Raw genomic sequence first — 17,577 nt, 5'->3', positions numbered from 1 at the left:
CCGACGATGCCGCAGCTCGCGTTCGCCAACAGCTTCTGGGAGACCTACGACCAACTGGACAAGCAGGTCAGGGCCGGGGTGCGCAAGGCCATGGCCAAGTTCCAGCAGCTTCCGATCGCCGAGCTGTACGCGGACAAGGGGTTACACCTGGAATCCGTCGACAAGGCTCGTGATCCGCGGATGCGCACCATCCGGGTCACCGACTTCTGGCGCGGTGTCGTGCTTGCGCCCGACGACGGTAGCGACATCTTCCTGCTGCTCAATGTCGTTCCACACGACGACGCGTACACCTGGGCCGCGAAACGGCTCTACACCATCAACACGGCTACGCGAGCGCTCGAAGTCCGCAACGTCGTCGCGATCGAGCAGTTGACACCGCCCTTGGAACAAGCTGCCGCGAGCGCACCCGTACTGCTCTTCGCGAAGCACTCCGACACGGTGCTGCGTGACCTCGGCATCGACGACCAGGTGCTCCGCGCCGCGCGGGCGATCAGCGACCGGGCGCAGTTGGAGGCGTTCGGCAGTCTGCTCCCGGAAGACCAGTTCGAGGTGCTGCAATACCTCGCCGAAGGGTTCTCGCCCGAGGAGGTCTACCGGGACGTGGTCGCCGAGCGCAGGCCCGTCGGCGAACCGCCCGAGGCGGAGGACAGCCTGGCCAGGGCGATCACCCACACCCGTATGCGCATCACGCTGGTGACCAGTCCCGACGAACTCGCCGAGATCCTGAACAAGCCGTTTGCGGCCTGGAGGGTGTTCCTGCACCCGTCACAGCGGCGGGTGGCCTACCGCGTCTCCTACAACGGCTCCGCGCAGGTGACTGGCGGCCCCGGCACGGGCAAGACCGTGGTCGCGCTGCACCGGGTGAAGCACCTGCTGTCCCGCTCTCCGGACCGCCGAGTGCTGCTCACTACCTATACCAACGCCCTCGCCAGGGCGCTGCGCGACAACCTGGCGTTGCTGCTCGACAACGAGGAGCAGCTCGCCAGGGTGCACGTCACGACCGTCGACGCCTTCGCGAACCGCGTCGTTCGCGACCATGCCGGGCATGCGCTGTCTCCCGTCTCCGACAACGATGAACGGCAGATATGGCGACGCCTCCGCAGGCAACACAACCTGCCGTGGACCGAACAGTTCCTCGCGAGCGAATTCCGGCACGTTGTGCTCGCCCAGGACGTGCGAACCCAGGATGAATACCTCGAAGTTGAGCGTCGTGGCCGTGGATCTTCGCTCCGCACCGCACAGCGGGAACAGATCTGGGCGGTCATCGAGGCGTTCACGGCCGAGTTGCGCACCGCGGGCAAGACCACTCACCTCCAGATCTGCGCCGAAGCCGCGGACATCCTGAGCGGCGGCGAGCACCGCTTCGACCACGTAGTTGTCGACGAGGCCCAGGACCTGCACCCGGCTCAGTGGCGGGTGCTGCGCGCCGCCGTCAAGGCCGGGCCAGACGACCTGTTCATCACCGGCGACCCGCACCAGCGGATCTACGACTCCCGGGTCTCGCTGCGTGCTGTCGGCATCTCGGTTGCCGGTCGGAGTAGCAGGCTGCGGATCAACTACCGCAGCACCGCCGAAATCCTCGTCTGGTCAGCCAGGCTGCTGGATGGCGTCGCGGTCGGTGAGCTCAGCGGCGAGGGCAACGAGAGTCTGGTTGGATACCGGTCCCTGCTGCACGGCGGGCAGCCGCGGCTGTCCGGGTTCCCGAACGAGCAGGCGGAAGCGCTGGCGATCGCTGGATGGGTACGCGACTGGATCGAGCAGGGAGTTCCGGCTGGCGACATCGCCGTGTGCGCCCGGTTCAACCTGACCCTCGACAAGGTGTTCGATCAGCTCACCGTCGAGGGGATTCCGGCGGTGCGGGTCAAGGACCAACCGAGCGCCAACGTCGATGGGGTCCGGCTGGCCACCATGCACTCGATGAAGGGACTGGAGTTCCGGTGCGTGGCGGTGGCCGGCGTGACCGAGAAGGCCCTGCCGTTCGCGAAAGAGATCACGCCGGCCGACATCGACCTACGGCAGCACGAGAGCGACCTGCTCAAACAGCGATGCCTGCTCTTCGTCGCGTGCACGAGGGCCAGGGAAGCTCTCGCGGTCACGTGGAGCAGCGCCGCGAGCCCGTTCCTGCCCTCCACCGTGAACCGCTAGTCGGTGGTGTCCGGCCTGGGGAGCAGGGACCCGTGAGCCAGCCCATCACGAGCCAGCTCGGCGGCGCGCCGACCCCACCGCGCGAGTTCGGCCACAGACTCTTCGAACTCGTCGAGACGGCGGAACGCCGCGCCGTAAGCGCGTTGGTCGGCAATGCCCATCTGGGGAATCCGCGCACCGCGGACGTCCACGCGGAACGTACCGCTTCCACTGATGGGACGTTTGGCGTTCGCGGCACTTCGCACGAACCCCGCCAGGTAGTCGGTGTCGAGCCGATCATCGGCGGCGGTCACGGCATCGCCGGAAACCTCGACAAGTCCTGCCCTGGCCAGGTCAGCGATCCTTACCGTCGCGCCCTCCAACGAACCGGGCCCTGCCGCGACGGTCGGTAACAGGCCCCTGAGTTCCGCCAGTCGTGCGACCACCGCTGCACGAGCAGCTTCGTAGTCGACGAGGTGATCAGTCCGCGCCGCCGTCACGTAGCGGGCCGGGGTCAGGTCGACCTCCTCGTCGAGCAGGTCGATGGCGGGTACATCGACCGCGTGCGCCATGTCTGGTTCGAGTGTGTCGTCCGGGCCGTAGTCGGTCAGGTCGATCATGCGGATGTAGCCGCTGGGACGTTCCGCGTCGGCTGGCCGCGTCAGCAACCAGAGCTGCACCGGCTGCTGATGAGACGCGACCATGCCGCCCGGCAGCGCGACGACCTGGATGAGCGCGCCGCGGCGGACGAGCTCGGCCCGGATTCGGCGGCCAGCCTTGCGATAGGCGACCGAGGCGGGCATGACAACGATCGCCCGGCCACCCGGCGCGACGTGGGCGTAGCAGTGCTGGAGCCAAGCCAGTTCGCTTTCCGCGCGGGTCGGCACGCCGAACTCCCAGCGCTGGTCCAACAGGAGTTCGTCGCGTCCCCAGTCGCTGACGTTCACCGGTGCCTCGCAGACCACGAGCTCCGCGCGAAGACCCGGCCACTGGTCATGGCGAAGTGAATCCCCAACCCTGATCGCGACTTCAGGTCCGCCGCCAAGTGACGCGCGGAACTCTGCAAGGCGCGCTGCGGCCGGATCCACTTCCTGTCCTACCAGTGAGACTTCGCCAGCTCCCCGGCAGGCGAACAGCAGTGACCCGATCCCACAGGCAGGATCGAACACCGTTCCTCTCACCGGACCGGCGAACCGACGCACGGCGGCGACCAAGCGCGGCGAGGACATCGGCTCCGAGCCAGCCCGTACGGGAGACGCGAGCACCCTTGACAGTAATGCGTCGACGGCCTCGGCCGGTGAACTCTCCCGGGCCAGGTCGAGCAGCTGCGTGCGGGTCTCCGGTTCAAGGCCGCTTGAGCTTCCGGTCGTGAGTGCGTCGGCTACATCGGCGAGAGCTTCGAGAAGCTCGTCGCCGTACTGAGCGCGCAGTGCCTGCCAGAGGAGGACTTCGGGCGAAGGACCTTCGTCTACCTTTCCTTGGCGGCTCAGCCATGCCTTGACGTCAGGTAACGCGAATCGCGCGGTGCGGCCGACCCCGCTCGCAGGGGTGGGGAAGTCCGGATACCGCTTCCGCCAGTTGGACACCGCGGCCCGTGTCACGTTAGCCAGCCTGGCGATCTCGGACGCGGTCACCAGTGACACGGTTCGACCTGCTAAGTCCGTGTTCACATGACGATCGTACACTTCAACCTCATCACAGATGCTATACGTTACGTTGGCAAAGTCAACGTATATCAAGCTACTGCGTCATGGCACGAGTCAGGCAGACGGTTGGCTACGATGCTGCGGGTGTAGATCGAGTTTCATGCCGCGTATGGGGATGGCGTGCTCGGCGGTCGAGCTTTGTCGCCATTCACGCCGCTGTGCGTGGAGCAGATCTGGAGCAGTCGGTGGAGTTGAACGGTGTGCGACGACTTCGAACGGCGGTGAACGGCACCGGCTGACGTGTGGTTTCTCTGTTTGTGCTGGTCAGGGAAACGGGCGGACCACGCTGGCGGAGTGAGGCTCAGCTTGTTGACCGTACTTCGCCACAGTTGGCATGCATTGGTGGGTGTTGAGCGCAGTTCATCGACGTGCCGCGGTTCGTGCGTTTCGGGTGTGACCGCGCGGCGGATCGTCTGGCTGGATCAGCCCTGGTGGTGTCTTGAACCGCGCAACCCGATTTGCGGGACGGCGGCCAAGTCGTCGGCGGGAGGCTAGTGCAGGACGTTGACTTCGGCGCGTAGGCGGTGCGCCGTCGAATCCTTAGGCCAATTCGCGATTTGTGCCGGCCCGGCCGTCGTGGGCTTCTCGACCGGGTCTCTGCGAGCGGGCGGGCTATCCGCTGCTGTCGTGAGGAATCGCTGTCTTCTGGATGTGGGGTGTAACGGTCGGTGTGCCCTGGCGATGAGTCGGTCAACACTCCTGACTGCACGAGGAGGACGACGATGGTCGTAGAGCGAAGTGCGGCTGTCGGCGCGCCTCGGAAAGTTACTTCCGACGAGCTGCTCAACCTTCGGGAGAAGCAGTGGTCGCCCCGCCTTCGGGGGTGCTCGCTCGTGGCGGAGTTGGAGGTCAAGGACGAGCACTCGCGGCAGGCGGCGAGGGCCCTCGGTCGGATGTACGACAAGTGCCTCGCCCGAGGGCACGCGGAAGTCATCTTTACGCGGTGGCCCGCCTGCGCCGCCGTTGCCCTCACGGGGATCGCCGCCCGCGAATACCGGCACAACGATGTCGCGGTCACGCAGATGTCCGCGGATCGCTCTTGAGGAGCAGGCACCGGCACCGCGGACACGGTCAGCCCGGGTTCGCGCTCGACCAAGTCTGAGCGAGCGACCTGCAGGGCCACCCAGGGCGGCCGTCCCGTCGATGATCGTGCTGGACGAGTGAACATCGGGTGGCGGCGGTCCGCCTCCCCGACCTGCGGGCCAGCGACCTCACCCCCGCGGCCGGATCGTCTCGTGGCCGAGGGATGACCGATGGCCGGCCACCGGGGTGGCCGGCCATCACCGACGTCGTCACCACTTGTCGGAGGTGACGATCGCCTTCAGCTGGTCGAGGGTCAGCGGCGGCTGCGACGAGTAGAACTCACCGCCCGGCGAGTTGATCGCGGCGCCCTGGGGGTCTTCCTGGTTGCCGACGCGCAAGAGGACGATCGTCCCGTCGGGCCGCTTGAGGCACGCTAGGTGCGACACCGCGCCGGGAGCCGGCCGCGCGGTCCCGGTCGCGAGCCGGGAGCCGTCGGGCAGCGTGCTGACTTCGCAGTCCTCGATGCGGGGGTCGCACCACTCGCCGGGCTCGGAATCGCTGAAGTAGATCGTCAGGCTGACGCTCCCGGTGACGCCCGCGGAGGTCAGGGTCCCGCCGACGAGCGCGCCGACGGAGGTGTCCGGGTCCACCGCCTGCGGTACCACGACCGATCCTGTCCCCGGTGGCTGGGGGTTCGCCGAGGACGGGGGCGGTAGGGCGAATTTCTGGGCCACCTCGAACGTCGCGGTGTCGCCGAGCACCACCCTGAACCGGGCGATCAGGTCGTCCGGCGAGGTGGGGACCGGGCTGCGCGCCGTGGTCGTGGACGGTGCGGTCGACGACGACGAGGTGGTCGGCGGGCTCGCGGCGTGCGTGCCGGAGTCGCCCGGCACCAGCCACACCGCACCCGCGACCAGGCTCGCCACCGCGACGACGGTGGCCGCGACGGGTACCAGCCGCACGGCGCGGCGTGGCCGCGCGATCGGGGCCGTACCCGCGGTCGCGGCGTCGGCGCGCCGCTCCAACTCGGCGAAGGCGTCGTGGAGAGTGCGCAGCTCACTCATGAGGTCTCCTGGAAGTTGGGGGTGCCGGCGGTGAGGTCGATGCGCAGAACGTTGAGCGCCCGGTGGATCTGACTGCGCACGGTCGGTTCCCGGCACCCCAGCTGTGTGGCGATCTCCCTGTCGGACAGGCCCGCGTAGTAGCGCAGGACCACGGCCGCGCGCTGCTTCCTGGGCAGGCCGGCGAGGCGGCGGATCATCGCGTCCCGCTCGGCCCGCTCGTCCGCGCCGTCGGAGATCACCACCGGCTCGACCTCGGCACGCGGTGACGTGCGGGTCAGCCTCCTGCGCCAGGACAGGTACTCGTTGACGACCATCCGCCGCACGTAGGCGTTCGGCTCGGCCATCCCCGAGATCCGTTCCCAGCGCTCGAACGCCCGGCCCAACACGTCGCTCACCAGGTCCTCGGCCAGCCACGTCCGGCAGGTCAAGACCGTGGCGAACCGCATCAGCGCGGGACGCTGCCTTGCCACGTACTCGGCGAACTCCACCGGCAACTCCCGATCGTCGACTCGACCTCGATTTCGCATCCCCAACGTGGAAGTGACCCCTTACGTTGCATTCGGGTCTTCAACGACTGCTGCGAGCCCCGACCTGTACCAGCAGGACCAAGGCATCCTGTGCATCTGATCCGCGTTGATCTTGGTTCGTGGTGCGCGGGCATGAGTCGACCGATGAGCAGTGACAGGCGATCGAGCCATTGTTGCCCGCCTGGGGGCGTGAAGGGGTGCCCTCAGGTGCATGACCGTCGGGTGGTCAACGGGATGTTGTTTAAGGCACAGCAGCCGCCTGGATCGGCATCACCCAGACCCGGTTGAGCCGTATCGAGAACGGCGAGCAGATCACCAAGCTCATACGTTGGGCACACCTTGGGCATCCCTGCGGACCTGATGTGGTTCCGGATGCCGGGTGCGTCGGCACCGTCCAATGACGTGGCTGCGGTGATGAGCAGCGGATTCGGTGTGATGGCACACGACTGCGTGGTCGGTGCCAGGAAGGCGGTGCTGATCATGCAAGGGCTCCTGGGCGCGATCGAACGCAGCGTCCGAGACGTCAAGCCCGAGTTCCGGGGGCCGCTGCTGTCGGTCGGTGCCCAGGCAGCGGACCGGTGGCTGTATCGCGAACTCCGCGAACCGGCCCTCACGACGTTCTGGCTCGATCGGGGCATGGAATGGGCGCAGGAAGCAGGCGACACCCTGGTCCAGGGCTACCTGCTCAAGAAGTCCCAGCTGGCTTACGACCAGCGCGACGCTCTGCGCGTGCACACCTCGCAGTGCGGGGACCGTGGCAGATGCCCGACAAGGTCCGCGGCGAGATCACCCGGCAGGAGGCCCTCGGCATGGCCATGTGCGGCGAACCCCATCATGACGTCGAGCGGAAGCTCGACCAAGCGCACCGGATCTTCGACGTGGCCGCAGGTGAGCAGCAGACGGCCTTCCGGGGGCCTTCTACACCGAGCGCATCCGACTCCCGAAGAGGTAGTGCAGACACCGGCACCGTGGTGCGGCCGTCCCGCGCCTCGAGAGCTACGCGAAGTTCTACGCGCTTGATCACCGTCTGGGCCACCGTGTGCTGTTGGCCCAGGAGGAGGTGGTTGCCGATCGACTGTCCTGATCAGCGGCGGAATCCTCGATCCGGGTCACGTTCATCCAGTGAGCAGAACTGTTCGAACAGGTGCTCCAGCTCGCCGGGCGCGGCAGGAGCGCGCTTGGAGGACAGGTAGCCGATGTGATCGCTGTCCTCGAACAGTAGGTCGTAGAGGCTGTCGAAGTCGTAGTCGTACGGTGTGTTCGGCAGGCCCTGATCAAACGTGTTCAGCATGTCGGCGTCGGTGTGCATGGCCTCGGCGTCTTGGATGATCAGGTCCAGGGCGATCTGTTCGGCCATGTCGTGTGGTCGTGGTTCGACTCCGTCGTGCAGGTCGTCGACCAGGTCGTCGAACGCTCTTGCCATTCGGCGGACGAACTCGGCCCGCTGCCCGTGCATGATTGCAGGCATGAGTTCGAGTTCGGCGGCGGACGCGTTGCGGTCGCTGATGCTTTTGGCACGGTCGAAGTACTGGTTGGCGAGCATCGAGCCTGAAGTGGCCAAGAGGTTCGCGGTACGCGGGGTCAGGTCGGACGTGATGTCGCCGACGTAGCGGGTGTTGGGAGTGTCGGCGGTGAAGTCGCGTTCGAGCAGGTCCGGGACTTTGGCCGCGGTGGGGTCGGCGAGGGTGGTGCGGTGCCGGCGGCGCAGCCGCAGCCCGGCCAGGCCGATACCGCGCATCACCCGGGCGACGCGCTTGTGGTTGACCCGGTGTCCGGTGTCGTGCAGTTCGGCGGTGATGCGCGGGACGCCGTAGGTGCCGTCCGACTCGCGGTGGATGACGCGGATGCGGGCGGCCAGGTCCGCGTCGTGCGCGCCGCGAGCGTCCCGGTCGGGTGCGGTGGCCTTCCAGTGGTAGTAGCTGGACCGGGCGAGGCCGATGACCTGGCACAACCGCTTCACGCCATGGTGGCGCTGATGATCGTCAACGAACTGGAAGCGGTTCACCAGCGCGTCTCGCCCGCGAAATATTTGGCCGCCTTGCGCAGGATGTCGCGTTCCTCCTCCAGCTCGCGGACCCGCTTGCGCAGTGCGGCGTTCTCGTCCTCCGGCGAGGCCGGTGCCGGGGTGCTCGCGGTGACGGCCGCGGGTGTCCCGGTGCGTTGTGCGTCGTCGAGCCGGATCCAGTTGCGCAACGTCTCGTGGTTCACGCCCAGGTCCTGGGCCACCGATTTGATCGTCACACCGGGTCGGGACCGGTAGAGCGCGACCGCCTCGGCCCGGAACTCCGGCGGGTAGTGCTTCATCACCATCTGAACGGGACTCCTGTCCACCCGGATCGTCAGGATCCAAGTGTGTCTGGTGTCCAACACCCAGGGTCAAGTCCCGGATGCAGTCCTTGCACCCTGCCTCTTCGCAGAACGCGCAGTTCTGGCAGTCGTTGGCGCAGTCCTGACAACTGGCGCACTTGCCCGGTGTGCAGGCGGTTGCGGGGAACAGGAGGATGCCGTCGATGGGATCGCTGTAGACCCGGTGTGCCAGGGGCGGCCGACCTCATCGGGCGACCTCGGGAGGATCGATCGGCGGTTGCCGGATGGCGGCGATGACGTTGTCGGGCATGCCGACCAATGCGGCGTCGAGCCGTTGGGTGTGGTTGCGGCGGCCGAGCAGGCGTGAGTTGAGCGCGTCGGCCAGGCGTCGTGCGGCGATGGCGTCGGACACGGTGGCCAGAGCGTGGAGTTGGGTGTGGCCGGGTGGCGGGTGATGGCCATGACGCGGTGCTTGCTGGCCGTGTGGTGTGGCAGGAATGCCTCTGAGGTGCCCCGAGTTCTCCGGACACGTCCCCAAGTAGGCTGAGGGAAGTTCGGAAGGGATCGGTTGCGTGGCAAGGAAGTCGGGGAAGTATTCGCCGGAGTTGCGGGCCGAAGTGGTCGCGGCCGTGATCGAAGGCGGGCGTACCTATGCCGAGGTGGCCCGTGATTTCGGCCTGGTTGCCGAGACCGTTCGCAACTGGGTGGTCACGGAGAGGAAAAAGAATGCCGGTGGCGGCGACGAGGCGGCCGGGGCGATCGACCGGGCGCGTACCGCGGAGTTGGAGCGGCGTGTCCGGGAGTTGGAGCAGGAGAACGCCTTCCTGAAAAAAGCCGCGGCCTTCTTTGCGCGCGAGCAACGGTGAGCGAACGGTACGCGTTCATCGCCGCGGAGAAGGCCCACTTCACCGTCTCCATGATGTGCCGGTTGTTGCGGGTGTCCCGATCGGGCTTCTACGACTGGATGGCGCGTCCGGCGTCGGCACGGGCGCTGCGCCGGAAGGAATTGACCGAACGGATCCGGGCCGTGTTCGCGGAATCGGGTCGCACCTACGGTTATCGACGAGTCCACGCCGAACTCGCGCGTCGGGGTGTGCGGGTCGACGACGAGCTGGTGCGCCGGTTGATGAGCGCGGCTGGACTGGTCCCGGTGCAGGTCAGACGCCGTCGCGGGCTCACCGTGGCCGCCCTGGCGGCCGGGCCCGTGCCCGACTTGGTCGGACGCGACTTCACCGCGGCCCGACCGGGAGAGAAGATGGTAGGCGACATCACCAGGATCGACACCGGCGAGGGACCGCTGTATCTGGCGTCGGTCATCGACTGTTTCTCGAAAAGCGTGATCGGCTGGGCGGTCGACATCCGGTATCCGGCCTCGCTGGTGTGCGCGGCGTTGGCCATGGCGGCGCGGCGCGTTCCACTGCCCGACGGTGCCGTGTTCCATTCCGACCGAGGCAGTCAATATCTGTCACACGATTTCGACGCCACCCTCCGCGGTCATGGGGTCCGGCAATCGGCCGGGCGCACCGGCATCTGTTTCGACAACGCGATGGCCGAGTCGTTCTTCGGAAAGCTCAAGACCGAGTGGACGCATCACCGGACATTCGCCACCCGCGCCGAGGCCCGACATGAGATCGTGAGGTACATCGAAGGCTTCTACAACAAGCGGCGTCTGCATTCAGGCCTGGACTACCGTCCGCCTTCAGAAGTCCTCGATGAGTGGTTTGCGAACCAGAAAGCGGCTTGATAGCCTTCGTTCGGCACAGTCCGGATTTCTCGGGGCACATCATTCAGCCTCTTGACCTATTGGCCTCAGTGGCTTCGCAAGGTGGATTCGGCCGATACGGTCGGAAAGCGGAGCGGCGGTCTGCGGTTTTACGACTGCGACCGCTGCTCCGCTGTTGCTAGTCGCTCGTGCCCGCTTCGCGCGTGCCTTCCACAGGCCACTCGTGCACACCGTATCGGTGGCGTGCTTCATCGGCGAGGTCCGAGTGCTCGTGGCGATCCAGCAGATCTGCCAGGTGGTGGCCGAACAGGGTGTTGTGCTCGTCGCCTGGATTGGGGAGCAAGTCACCTGGGCCGTTCACCGGCTCGGCGTGGTTGTCGACCACGCCCGAACTGTCCACAACGAACACCGCCTGACCGTTGGAATCGGCCGAGCTGCCGTTGGTCGGTTCAAAGGGGATTTCGTGTTGTGCCGGTGTTGGCCGCATGTGCTCGGGCAGCAGGTGTTGGAACGCGCGGTCCACCTTCGCGTCGTTGGCCGCAGCCGACAGTTGGGCGAGTGTGCCGATCAGGTCAACTGTCTCCCGGACCCTCGTCCGGTCCTGGGCCAGCCACCACACCACCGTGCTGCCCACGCTGGTGAGCACCTCCTCACCCAGGTACGAGCGCACCATTCGCTCGTTGTCGATCCGTAGCACGTCGAGCTGCCGCTGCCTGCGCAAAGCCGACAAGTCCTGCAGGTGGGCGCGGTGTTCCTCGCCAACGGTCAACTTGATCGACTTTGCCCACGCCGTGACCGCGTTCGTCCCGTCGGACGCCGGATGGCCCAGTGCGGATGCCAACACGTGCGCAGCGGCGACGCTGTCCTCCGGGTGGTGCAGTTCGGTCACCTGGCGGGCCCTCTTGAGCACCGCTTGGACGGCTAGAGCTGCGGGTTCCGCATGCGTGGTCCCGGAGCGGTATCCCTGTGGGAGCCAGTACACGGTGCAGGCGAAGGCGAACGGGATTTCGTCGACCGAACTGGGCAGGCGCACGGGGGTGATCGCCGCAGTGGCAGGGGGGTCGGGCGCCGGGGGTGGCTCGGGCGGCGGCGCCTGCTGCTCGACGCGTTCCTGTTCGCGTTCATACCGCCACTCCTCGGCCAGCACGCGCTGCTGGACGTGGTGCTGGTGACGACGCAGCACCACTACCGCGGTGGCGGTGAGCAAGACGATTACCACCACGGTGGTGACCCAGGCAACCCACCCGAAGATCGCACCTGCACAGATCGGCAACAACAGGGAGACCGCCGCGCCCGTTGCCGCCTCCTTCATGCTCCTGTCCATCCCTGTCCCTTCGATCCACCGATGTGCAGTGCCGTGTTGATGTGCCGCAACAGCGTTTGGGCACTTTCGACGGCCGTGCGCAGTGCCCCCGGGTCCTCGGCGTGCCGTATTTGGGTCCGGGCCAGCACGAAGAGCTCATTGAGCAGAGCCGCCCGACCGCCACATGCCTCCACCACCAGTGCCGGATCCCTGCCGATCCACTCCCACAACTTCGCGGTCGGGACGTCGTGCGTGGTGACGCTGAACAACCGCCGCCACAGGTTCAACAGATTGCGCCTCATGTGGTGCTCGTTGGCCATGTGTGAGGGCACGACGAGGTCGAGCAGGATGTTGCGGTCGGTTTCTCTCAGGTCACCTCGGACCAACCGGTAGAGCAACCAGCGCTGGAACCCGTAGCGCTCCACCGAACCGATCAGCGCGTCATGCGCGGCAGACCGCACCGACCTGTCGTTGTGACGGGTGAAGTGGTGCAGCCGGACCAGCGCCTGTGGTGGCTGGTTCGGAGCGATGTCGTCCACGCACACGGCTATCAGCACCTGGGCGAACGGAACCGGCAGGTTGTGTTCGCGGGAGCGGAGGTAGACGTAATCCCTGAACCTCTTCGACCACCTGTCGTGGCGCAGTCCGATCGCCAGTGCCTGTGCCGCCAACTCCGGCTTGCGCTTGGCGTCGTCGCCGGTCCACCTGCGTGCCAACTTCATCAGCGGCTCGGGGGGACCTGTGACCAGCAGCAGTTCGGCGAACCGGTCCAGCAGGTCGGCGGCGGCCTGGTACGGCATGGTCGGCAACGAGGGGACGGCCTGCACCCATTGCTCCACCCGTTCCCGTAGATGCGGGAAGTAGGTCCAGAAATGGGTGCGCAGGGCACTGTCCATGGCGAGGTCGGTGAACTCCACCGTGCGGCGCCCGTCAACGCGCAGGCTCACCTGTGCCATGCGCTCGGCCAGGTGGGCGCCGTCCAGGACGTGCAGGTCCTCGCGGGGGAGCTTCACCATTCCGCCGAAGACAGCTTCGGCCGAGACCATGGCTTCCAGCGGTGCTCCGGGGAGGAAGGCAGCGACCACCAGCAGGGCTCGCACCGAAGCCCGTTGTTGGTCGGTGAACAGCTTCGCCGCCTGGGCAGCCCGTTCGAGCCGGGCTCCCAGCGCTGCGGACAGCCACTCCGTCAGGCTCGCGCCGCGTCCCGTGTCACGTGCTTCGACAGTCAGCCGGGCCAGGGCCGCGATACTGCCGACTGCGGAATCCCGCAGGTACTCCCGCAGCCGGTCCGCGGCGGGTAGTGGGTCCGGGAGGCTGATGTGGTCGGGAGCCAGGTGCGCCCGCAGGACCGCGGTGCCGTCGGGGCGCTCGAACCTCACGACGAGCGCGGCCAAGGACTCCGCCAAGTGCTCGACCTGGTCGGGGCGCACCACTACGACCAAGCGGGCCCTCTTGTCGGCCACGGCCGTGCGGTAGAACTCCAGCTGCGGCTGAAGTTCGCGAACGCGGCCCTCGTCCGTCTCGCACAAGTCGAGCAGGAGCGGCTCACCGGGGCGCAGTTCCTCGACGTCGAAGGCGGGGTTGTCCGGATCGTCGGTCCTGTCGTCCAGCACCCGCAGCCGGTCCACGTCGTTCTTGCCGACGTCGGTCAGCAACATCAGCGCCGTGGTGCGCCTACCTGATCCGTCCTGCCCGGTCAGCACGGCCGTGCTGGACCGCGTGAACACGTCGAACGGGAACCGCTTCGGTCGGACGAACCGATCGGCCAAGCGGCGGATCTCCTCGTCCGCGACGACGCGCGACTCGCGACGTCGCCGCAGGGGGACGTGGATGTGGTTGATCTGCGTGCCGTTGCCGCTGTTGACGTTGCCCGTGCTGTGGAAGTCGTAGCTGGTGGTCCTCGGCGTGCCGATGTCGGTCATCACGACCTGCGCTTGTCGTAGTACCGGGTATCGGCGCCGTTGAACTGGGTGCCCGGACCGCTGTTGACGTTGCCCGTGCCGTGGAAGGTGTAGTTGGTGTTCCCCTGGTTGACGTGGTCGCCGCTCTGGTTGAGGTTCCCCTGCACGTCTTGGGCGTTGTTGGCCGTGGAACCGGCTCCGTGCGGGCGGTCTTCGGTGCTCACGTGCTCGTCGACGCCATTTCCACCTGGTTCGGCGCGTGGAAGGAACCCGCTGTGCAGCAGGTCGCCGGTCGGTGACGGAACCCTCAGGTACGCCAGGTCGGCCAGCTGCTTGACCTGCACCGGCGCCGGTACGTAGAGGTCCTGGGGTTCTGCGGTGTAGCCGCTGGCCACGACGTCGTGGAAGGCGCGGGCGGATACGATCGCCGCAACGCGAGTAGCGGGTCCGGAACGGGCCAGCAGGTCGCGCACGGGTTCGGCGTCCAGCAGTCGGTGGGTCTCCACCCGCGACGCCCCGCTGCCCTCGCTGATCAGCTCACGACCCGAATCGGTGACTGCGCCGACGTTGACGCTGACCCGCATCCGAAGCGGCACCGGGTCGGCGTGCACCTGGGCGCGGTAGTCCAACTCGTCCTGCAGGGCTTGGAGGAACGGGGTCAGCAACAGCGGAAGCACCGTGGACGGGAAGCCCAGCGCACAACCGTCACCGGTGCTGATGATGAAGCGCTTCCCGGACCACACCTCGGTCAAGCCGCAGCGTTCGAAAGCCGACCGCAGAACCACCGGCACCAGGTCGGTCACGTCAGCCTGGTACCGCCCCGGCACACCGCTGAAGTCCTTGATGTCCACCACCAGCAGAGCGCGGTAGGGCGGCAGTTCGGACGCCTTGTGGACCACGTCTTCCTCCTCGTTGTGTGCTTGGCGAGGAGCTTGGTGATCGTGGATCGGGAGTGGTGTCCGCCGTCGGACAGTTTGGATGTGACGTGAGTCACAGTCCGGCAATGGCTCTCAGGTGGTCCGGGTTCGCCACGGAGAGGCGCGGGCCGGCTCGCAGAGCTCCGCAGGCTTTGAGATGTCGCACGTAGTGCGCGACGGTGCTGCGAGCCATGCCCAGGGAGTCGGCGACCTCCTGCTGGGAGAACGGCACCCGTTCGGGGTCCGGGGATGCTTCGTCGGCCAGCGCGACGACTTCCAGCAACAGACGCGCGATCTTGCGCTCGGGGCTGAAATGAACCAGTTCTACCTGGTAAGGAACGGTTTGGGACAGTTTTGCGATCGAATAGTCGGTGAGAGCGGCTTCGCCGTCGTGTTCCCGGAGGAAGGTCTTGAAGCGATCGGCCGACAGCATGCGGACCGTACAACGATCGATCGTCTCCACGGTCGCCGTGCGGGGTGAAGCGGAGCGCGCCGCGATCTCACCCAAGAGGTCTCCTGCGCCGCGCAAGGCGAGCAGCGCGCGTCCTCCGTTCCGCTCGGTGCCGAAGACCTTCACTCGTCCGGACACCACCGCCAAGACCGTCGTCCCAGGGTCTCCCTGTCGTAGTAGCGGGACCCCGGGGCCGTGAACGCGATCCACGCCCTGCTCGAGCAGGCGTGCCCACTTCCGCTCTCCGAGCAAACTGCGGAAGCCCCTGGGGGGCCGTGGCATGACGATTCGCACGATGGATGCATACCGCAAGTGTCGGACCGGAAGCGCTACGTCATCGGCATATCACTCGATCGCCACGGACCTCCTCGTCGCGGGTGCTCCTCCGTCGGCCCGACTCGGTGCTGACCCGCTGTGTGAGGTGTTCAGGAGTAGACGACCGCCCGTTCGCGGATCAGGTCCCACGTGCTGACGTCCAGCTCGGCGAAGACGAGCAGTTCGTCGACCGAGTGGAAGGGGAATGGGTGCTGTTGGCGGGCGCGTTCGATCTGTTCGGCGGCGCGGTCGTCGAGTCCGCAGCACTGCGCGATGACGGACGGTGGTGCGGTGTTGATGTCGACCAGGCCGCCGTCGTCGTACTGCCGAGGCAGATCGGGTCGGCCGATCCGGAGGTCTCGCGCGAGTGCCGGGTCGCGTGCGACGAGCGTGCGGGCTTCCTCTCGTTTGGCCCGCAGCGTCAGCGCCGCCGCGACAGCCGGGTCTGCTTCCCAGGGCTGTGGCGGCTGCACGGGCGGTCGGACGGCTTGAGGGAGCCCGTAGACGTCGCGCCGGATACCGCTGAGCTGGATGCAGGCAGCGACCATGATCGCGATGGCGCCGAGAGCACCGATCGTGCTGCGCACGTCCGTGGTCGACGCTGCGGATTGCCCCTGTGAGGGCGGCATGATGAGCATCAGCGCGATGGTCGCTGCTGCGTAGAGCGCGGTCCACCGCCAGAGTGATGGCCTTCGCAGTCGGTGGGCGGCGTGGGCAAAGGGCACAGCGGCGAAGACGCCGGCGCTCGCGATCACCACGACGAAGTACCACCTGCCACGTGCGAGTCGAGCAAGGTTCATGACGGTGGGCCTTTCAGGGCAGACGAGGTCCCTACCAACGGCATATCGCAGGATGGCTCCAAAGGGTTTCACCAATACGCGGTTCGCTCATGTGACTACCGGTTAACTGGCCGTTACTTTCGGTGTCCGATGTGGAAGTGTCGATTCCGGACGCAGTGCTATTGCCGTGAGGACTGCTCCGCGCTCTCCACAAGGGCCACTTGCTCGTACAGTTCGCCGGAGCGAAGCTCTGATACTGGGAGTGACGGGTGGTGGCGCTCGGGAGTGTGTAGGACAAGTCTACGGACATGGCCTACCGATGCGGGCGGAGGGGAACGATGGGTGGTGTGATCTCGATCCGGTTGGCACCCGAGTGGAGCACCGACCCGCTGTAGGTGCGCAAGGTCGATGATCCGATCCCGGCGAACTGCTCGGCTGAGCGGCTGGCGGATGACTTCGACTTACCCATGAACCTCGTCATGGCCATCGACGTGTGGGGCGACGAGTTCCAAACTCCGTGGGACATTCGTTCGACGATTGAGTGACGGCTTCGAACGGCGGTTAACTGCGTCAGTTGGCGATCGACAGCTGCCTCAAGGGTTTGGAGACGGCGACCAACCAGGCTTCGGCCTGGACCGGTGAGGCGAGCAACGCCTGCACCGAGCGCATCAACCGGATGAAGCAGGCGCTGGGTGAGATGCGCAAGCCCGCCCACGACGTCGGTCCGGCTCTGGTCGACATCGCCGACGGCTTCGAGTTCAAGGCGTCAACATGTGGAACAACACCTGAATCGCCCTCGGGTTCACGCTCGGGATCGCCGGTGTCATCGTGGACGTCATCGTCGGTTTGACCGACACCGCACCGCACGTGGCCCTGACGACGAGTGGTTCGAGAACCGGAGTCAGCTGCGCTGACATGTCACGACCACTCCTGAACGAGCGCGACCTCGCGGTGGCGTGCGCGCTGGTCTTCTCGTCCCTCCTCGGGGTCGCGGCACTCGGTTTCGCCCAGATCGCGTCGACCTACCAGTGGTGCGGGAGCGATGTGGGGGGGCAGTTGACGTCGGCGGGAGCAGTGGCCGAGTTGCGTATTGGGGTGACTCCGGCCGTTGGTTGCCGGAGCGGTGCGGTGGCCGTGGGGTTGCCGATGTGGAGCATTAGGTCGTTCGGTTCCGGTCTCGGTCCGGGAGAACGCTCGCACCGATCTGAGATCATGCTGCGTCATGGACCGTTACGGGCAATTCCGTCGCGCGGCGATCGATCGGGATATCCCCGACGACGAGGTCGACAAGTTCGCCGATCAGCTTCGGTTCGCGGTCTGGGCGGGTGTGGGGAGTTCAGACGGGGAGGTTGTCGGGCACAGGGGAGGGCGAGTTCAGGCGGTGGAAGCATCCAGTTCGAGGAGTTCGGTGAATACCTCGCTGGGTTTGCGCCAGTC

At 66.7% G+C, this 17,577-nt stretch carries 19 protein-coding genes; 7 read left to right on the top strand and 12 right to left on the bottom strand.

Features of this window, described 5'->3' with window-relative positions; all coding sequences use genetic code 11:
* Window positions 1-6 precede the first annotated feature (6 nt).
* Window positions 7-2,145, top strand: coding sequence for a UvrD-helicase domain-containing protein (locus tag Q5530_RS33675; protein WP_415366851.1), 2,139 nt, complete (start codon window positions 7-9; stop codon window positions 2,143-2,145).
* On the opposite strand, the gene Q5530_RS33670 is transcribed toward Q5530_RS33675, so the two are convergent.
* Window positions 2,142-3,758: an HsdM family class I SAM-dependent methyltransferase gene (locus Q5530_RS33670; RefSeq protein ID WP_415366850.1), complete on the bottom strand. Its 1,617-nt coding sequence runs from the start codon at window positions 3,756-3,758 to the stop codon at window positions 2,142-2,144. The two genes, Q5530_RS33675 and Q5530_RS33670, sit on opposite strands and share 4 nt — an antisense overlap.
* 905 nt (window positions 3,759-4,663) lie before the next feature.
* On the opposite strand from Q5530_RS33670, the gene Q5530_RS33665 reads away from it, so the two are divergent.
* Entirely contained in the window at window positions 4,664-4,873 is a 210-nt protein-coding gene (locus Q5530_RS33665) for a hypothetical protein (RefSeq protein ID WP_415366849.1), read from the top strand.
* 249 nt (window positions 4,874-5,122) lie between these two features.
* Here Q5530_RS33665 and Q5530_RS33660 read toward each other — a convergent pair whose 3' ends face one another.
* The 6 genes from Q5530_RS33660 to Q5530_RS33635 form a co-directional block, all read right to left on the bottom strand.
* Window positions 5,123-5,917: a hypothetical protein gene (locus Q5530_RS33660; protein WP_415366848.1), complete on the bottom strand. Its 795-nt coding sequence runs from the start codon at window positions 5,915-5,917 to the stop codon at window positions 5,123-5,125.
* Window positions 5,914-6,411: a SigE family RNA polymerase sigma factor gene (locus Q5530_RS33655; protein ID WP_415366847.1), complete on the bottom strand. Its 498-nt coding sequence runs from the start codon at window positions 6,409-6,411 to the stop codon at window positions 5,914-5,916. Before Q5530_RS33655 ends, Q5530_RS33660 begins: the two co-directional genes overlap by 4 nt.
* A gap of 236 nt (window positions 6,412-6,647) precedes the next feature.
* Complete coding sequence (locus Q5530_RS33650) at window positions 6,648-6,926, bottom strand: hypothetical protein (protein WP_415366846.1); 279 nt, start codon at window positions 6,924-6,926, stop codon at window positions 6,648-6,650.
* 602 nt (window positions 6,927-7,528) lie between these two features.
* Window positions 7,529-8,449: an IS3 family transposase gene (locus Q5530_RS33645; RefSeq protein ID WP_415366845.1), complete on the bottom strand. Its 921-nt coding sequence runs from the start codon at window positions 8,447-8,449 to the stop codon at window positions 7,529-7,531.
* A complete protein-coding gene (locus Q5530_RS33640; RefSeq protein WP_415366844.1) occupies window positions 8,446-8,754 on the bottom strand; it encodes a transposase in 309 nt (102 codons plus the stop codon). Before Q5530_RS33640 ends, Q5530_RS33645 begins: the two co-directional genes overlap by 4 nt.
* A gap of 241 nt (window positions 8,755-8,995) precedes the next feature.
* Window positions 8,996-9,163, bottom strand: a complete 168-nt coding sequence (locus Q5530_RS33635) for a hypothetical protein (protein WP_415366843.1) — start codon at window positions 9,161-9,163, stop codon at window positions 8,996-8,998.
* Window positions 9,164-9,323: 160 nt separating this feature from the next.
* On the opposite strand from Q5530_RS33635, the gene Q5530_RS33630 reads away from it, so the two are divergent.
* Together Q5530_RS33630 and Q5530_RS33625 are read left to right on the top strand one after the other, a co-directional pair.
* Window positions 9,324-9,617, top strand: a complete 294-nt coding sequence (locus Q5530_RS33630) for a transposase (RefSeq protein ID WP_415366842.1) — start codon at window positions 9,324-9,326, stop codon at window positions 9,615-9,617.
* On the top strand, window positions 9,614-10,495 hold the full coding sequence (locus Q5530_RS33625) for an IS3 family transposase (RefSeq protein ID WP_415366841.1): 882 nt from the start codon (window positions 9,614-9,616) through the stop codon (window positions 10,493-10,495). Before Q5530_RS33630 ends, Q5530_RS33625 begins: the two co-directional genes overlap by 4 nt.
* A gap of 157 nt (window positions 10,496-10,652) precedes the next feature.
* On the opposite strand, the gene Q5530_RS33620 is transcribed toward Q5530_RS33625, so the two are convergent.
* The 5 genes from Q5530_RS33620 to Q5530_RS33600 form a co-directional block, all read right to left on the bottom strand.
* Entirely contained in the window at window positions 10,653-11,786 is a 1,134-nt protein-coding gene (locus Q5530_RS33620) for a hypothetical protein (protein WP_415366840.1), read from the bottom strand.
* On the bottom strand, window positions 11,783-13,702 hold the full coding sequence (locus tag Q5530_RS33615; RefSeq protein ID WP_415366839.1) for a hypothetical protein: 1,920 nt from the start codon (window positions 13,700-13,702) through the stop codon (window positions 11,783-11,785). The genes Q5530_RS33620 and Q5530_RS33615 overlap by 4 nt, the downstream gene beginning before the upstream one ends.
* Complete coding sequence (locus Q5530_RS33610; RefSeq protein ID WP_415366838.1) at window positions 13,699-14,577, bottom strand: hypothetical protein; 879 nt, start codon at window positions 14,575-14,577, stop codon at window positions 13,699-13,701. The genes Q5530_RS33615 and Q5530_RS33610 overlap by 4 nt, the downstream gene beginning before the upstream one ends.
* A gap of 91 nt (window positions 14,578-14,668) precedes the next feature.
* Entirely contained in the window at window positions 14,669-15,328 is a 660-nt protein-coding gene (locus Q5530_RS33605; RefSeq protein WP_415366924.1) for a Crp/Fnr family transcriptional regulator, read from the bottom strand.
* Between the two features lie 143 nt (window positions 15,329-15,471).
* Complete coding sequence (locus Q5530_RS33600; protein WP_415366837.1) at window positions 15,472-16,119, bottom strand: helix-hairpin-helix domain-containing protein; 648 nt, start codon at window positions 16,117-16,119, stop codon at window positions 15,472-15,474.
* A 416-nt stretch (window positions 16,120-16,535) separates the two neighbouring features.
* On the opposite strand from Q5530_RS33600, the gene Q5530_RS33595 reads away from it, so the two are divergent.
* The 3 genes from Q5530_RS33595 to Q5530_RS33585 all read left to right on the top strand — a co-directional run.
* Window positions 16,536-16,685, top strand: coding sequence for a hypothetical protein (locus Q5530_RS33595; RefSeq protein ID WP_415366836.1), 150 nt, complete (start codon window positions 16,536-16,538; stop codon window positions 16,683-16,685).
* Between the two features lie 29 nt (window positions 16,686-16,714).
* Window positions 16,715-16,990, top strand: coding sequence for a hypothetical protein (locus tag Q5530_RS33590; RefSeq protein ID WP_415366834.1), 276 nt, complete (start codon window positions 16,715-16,717; stop codon window positions 16,988-16,990).
* 372 nt (window positions 16,991-17,362) lie between these two features.
* A partial coding sequence (locus Q5530_RS33585; protein WP_415366833.1) for a hypothetical protein occupies window positions 17,363-17,577 on the top strand: 215 nt, incomplete at its 3' end.

Source organism: Saccharothrix sp. BKS2, from assembly GCF_047689505.1.
GTDB classification, from domain to species: Bacteria; Actinomycetota; Actinomycetes; order Mycobacteriales; family Pseudonocardiaceae; genus Actinosynnema; species Actinosynnema lopnurensis.
Note: the sequence above shows the minus strand (reverse complement) of the source record. Positions and strands in the feature narration are given on the sequence as shown.

Coding starts and splice junctions, on each gene's coding strand:
- Q5530_RS33675 (WP_415366851.1), top strand. CDS start 7: ATGCCGCAGCTCGCGTTCGCCAACAGCTTCTGGGAGACCTACGACCAA.
- Q5530_RS33660 (WP_415366848.1), bottom strand. CDS start 5,917: ATGAGTGAGCTGCGCACTCTCCACGACGCCTTCGCCGAGTTGGAGCGG.
- Q5530_RS33650 (WP_415366846.1), bottom strand. CDS start 6,926: ATGATCAGCACCGCCTTCCTGGCACCGACCACGCAGTCGTGTGCCATC.
- Q5530_RS33640 (WP_415366844.1), bottom strand. CDS start 8,754: ATGGTGATGAAGCACTACCCGCCGGAGTTCCGGGCCGAGGCGGTCGCG.
- Q5530_RS33620 (WP_415366840.1), bottom strand. CDS start 11,786: ATGAAGGAGGCGGCAACGGGCGCGGCGGTCTCCCTGTTGTTGCCGATC.
- Q5530_RS33605 (WP_415366924.1), bottom strand. CDS start 15,328: ATGCCACGGCCCCCCAGGGGCTTCCGCAGTTTGCTCGGAGAGCGGAAG.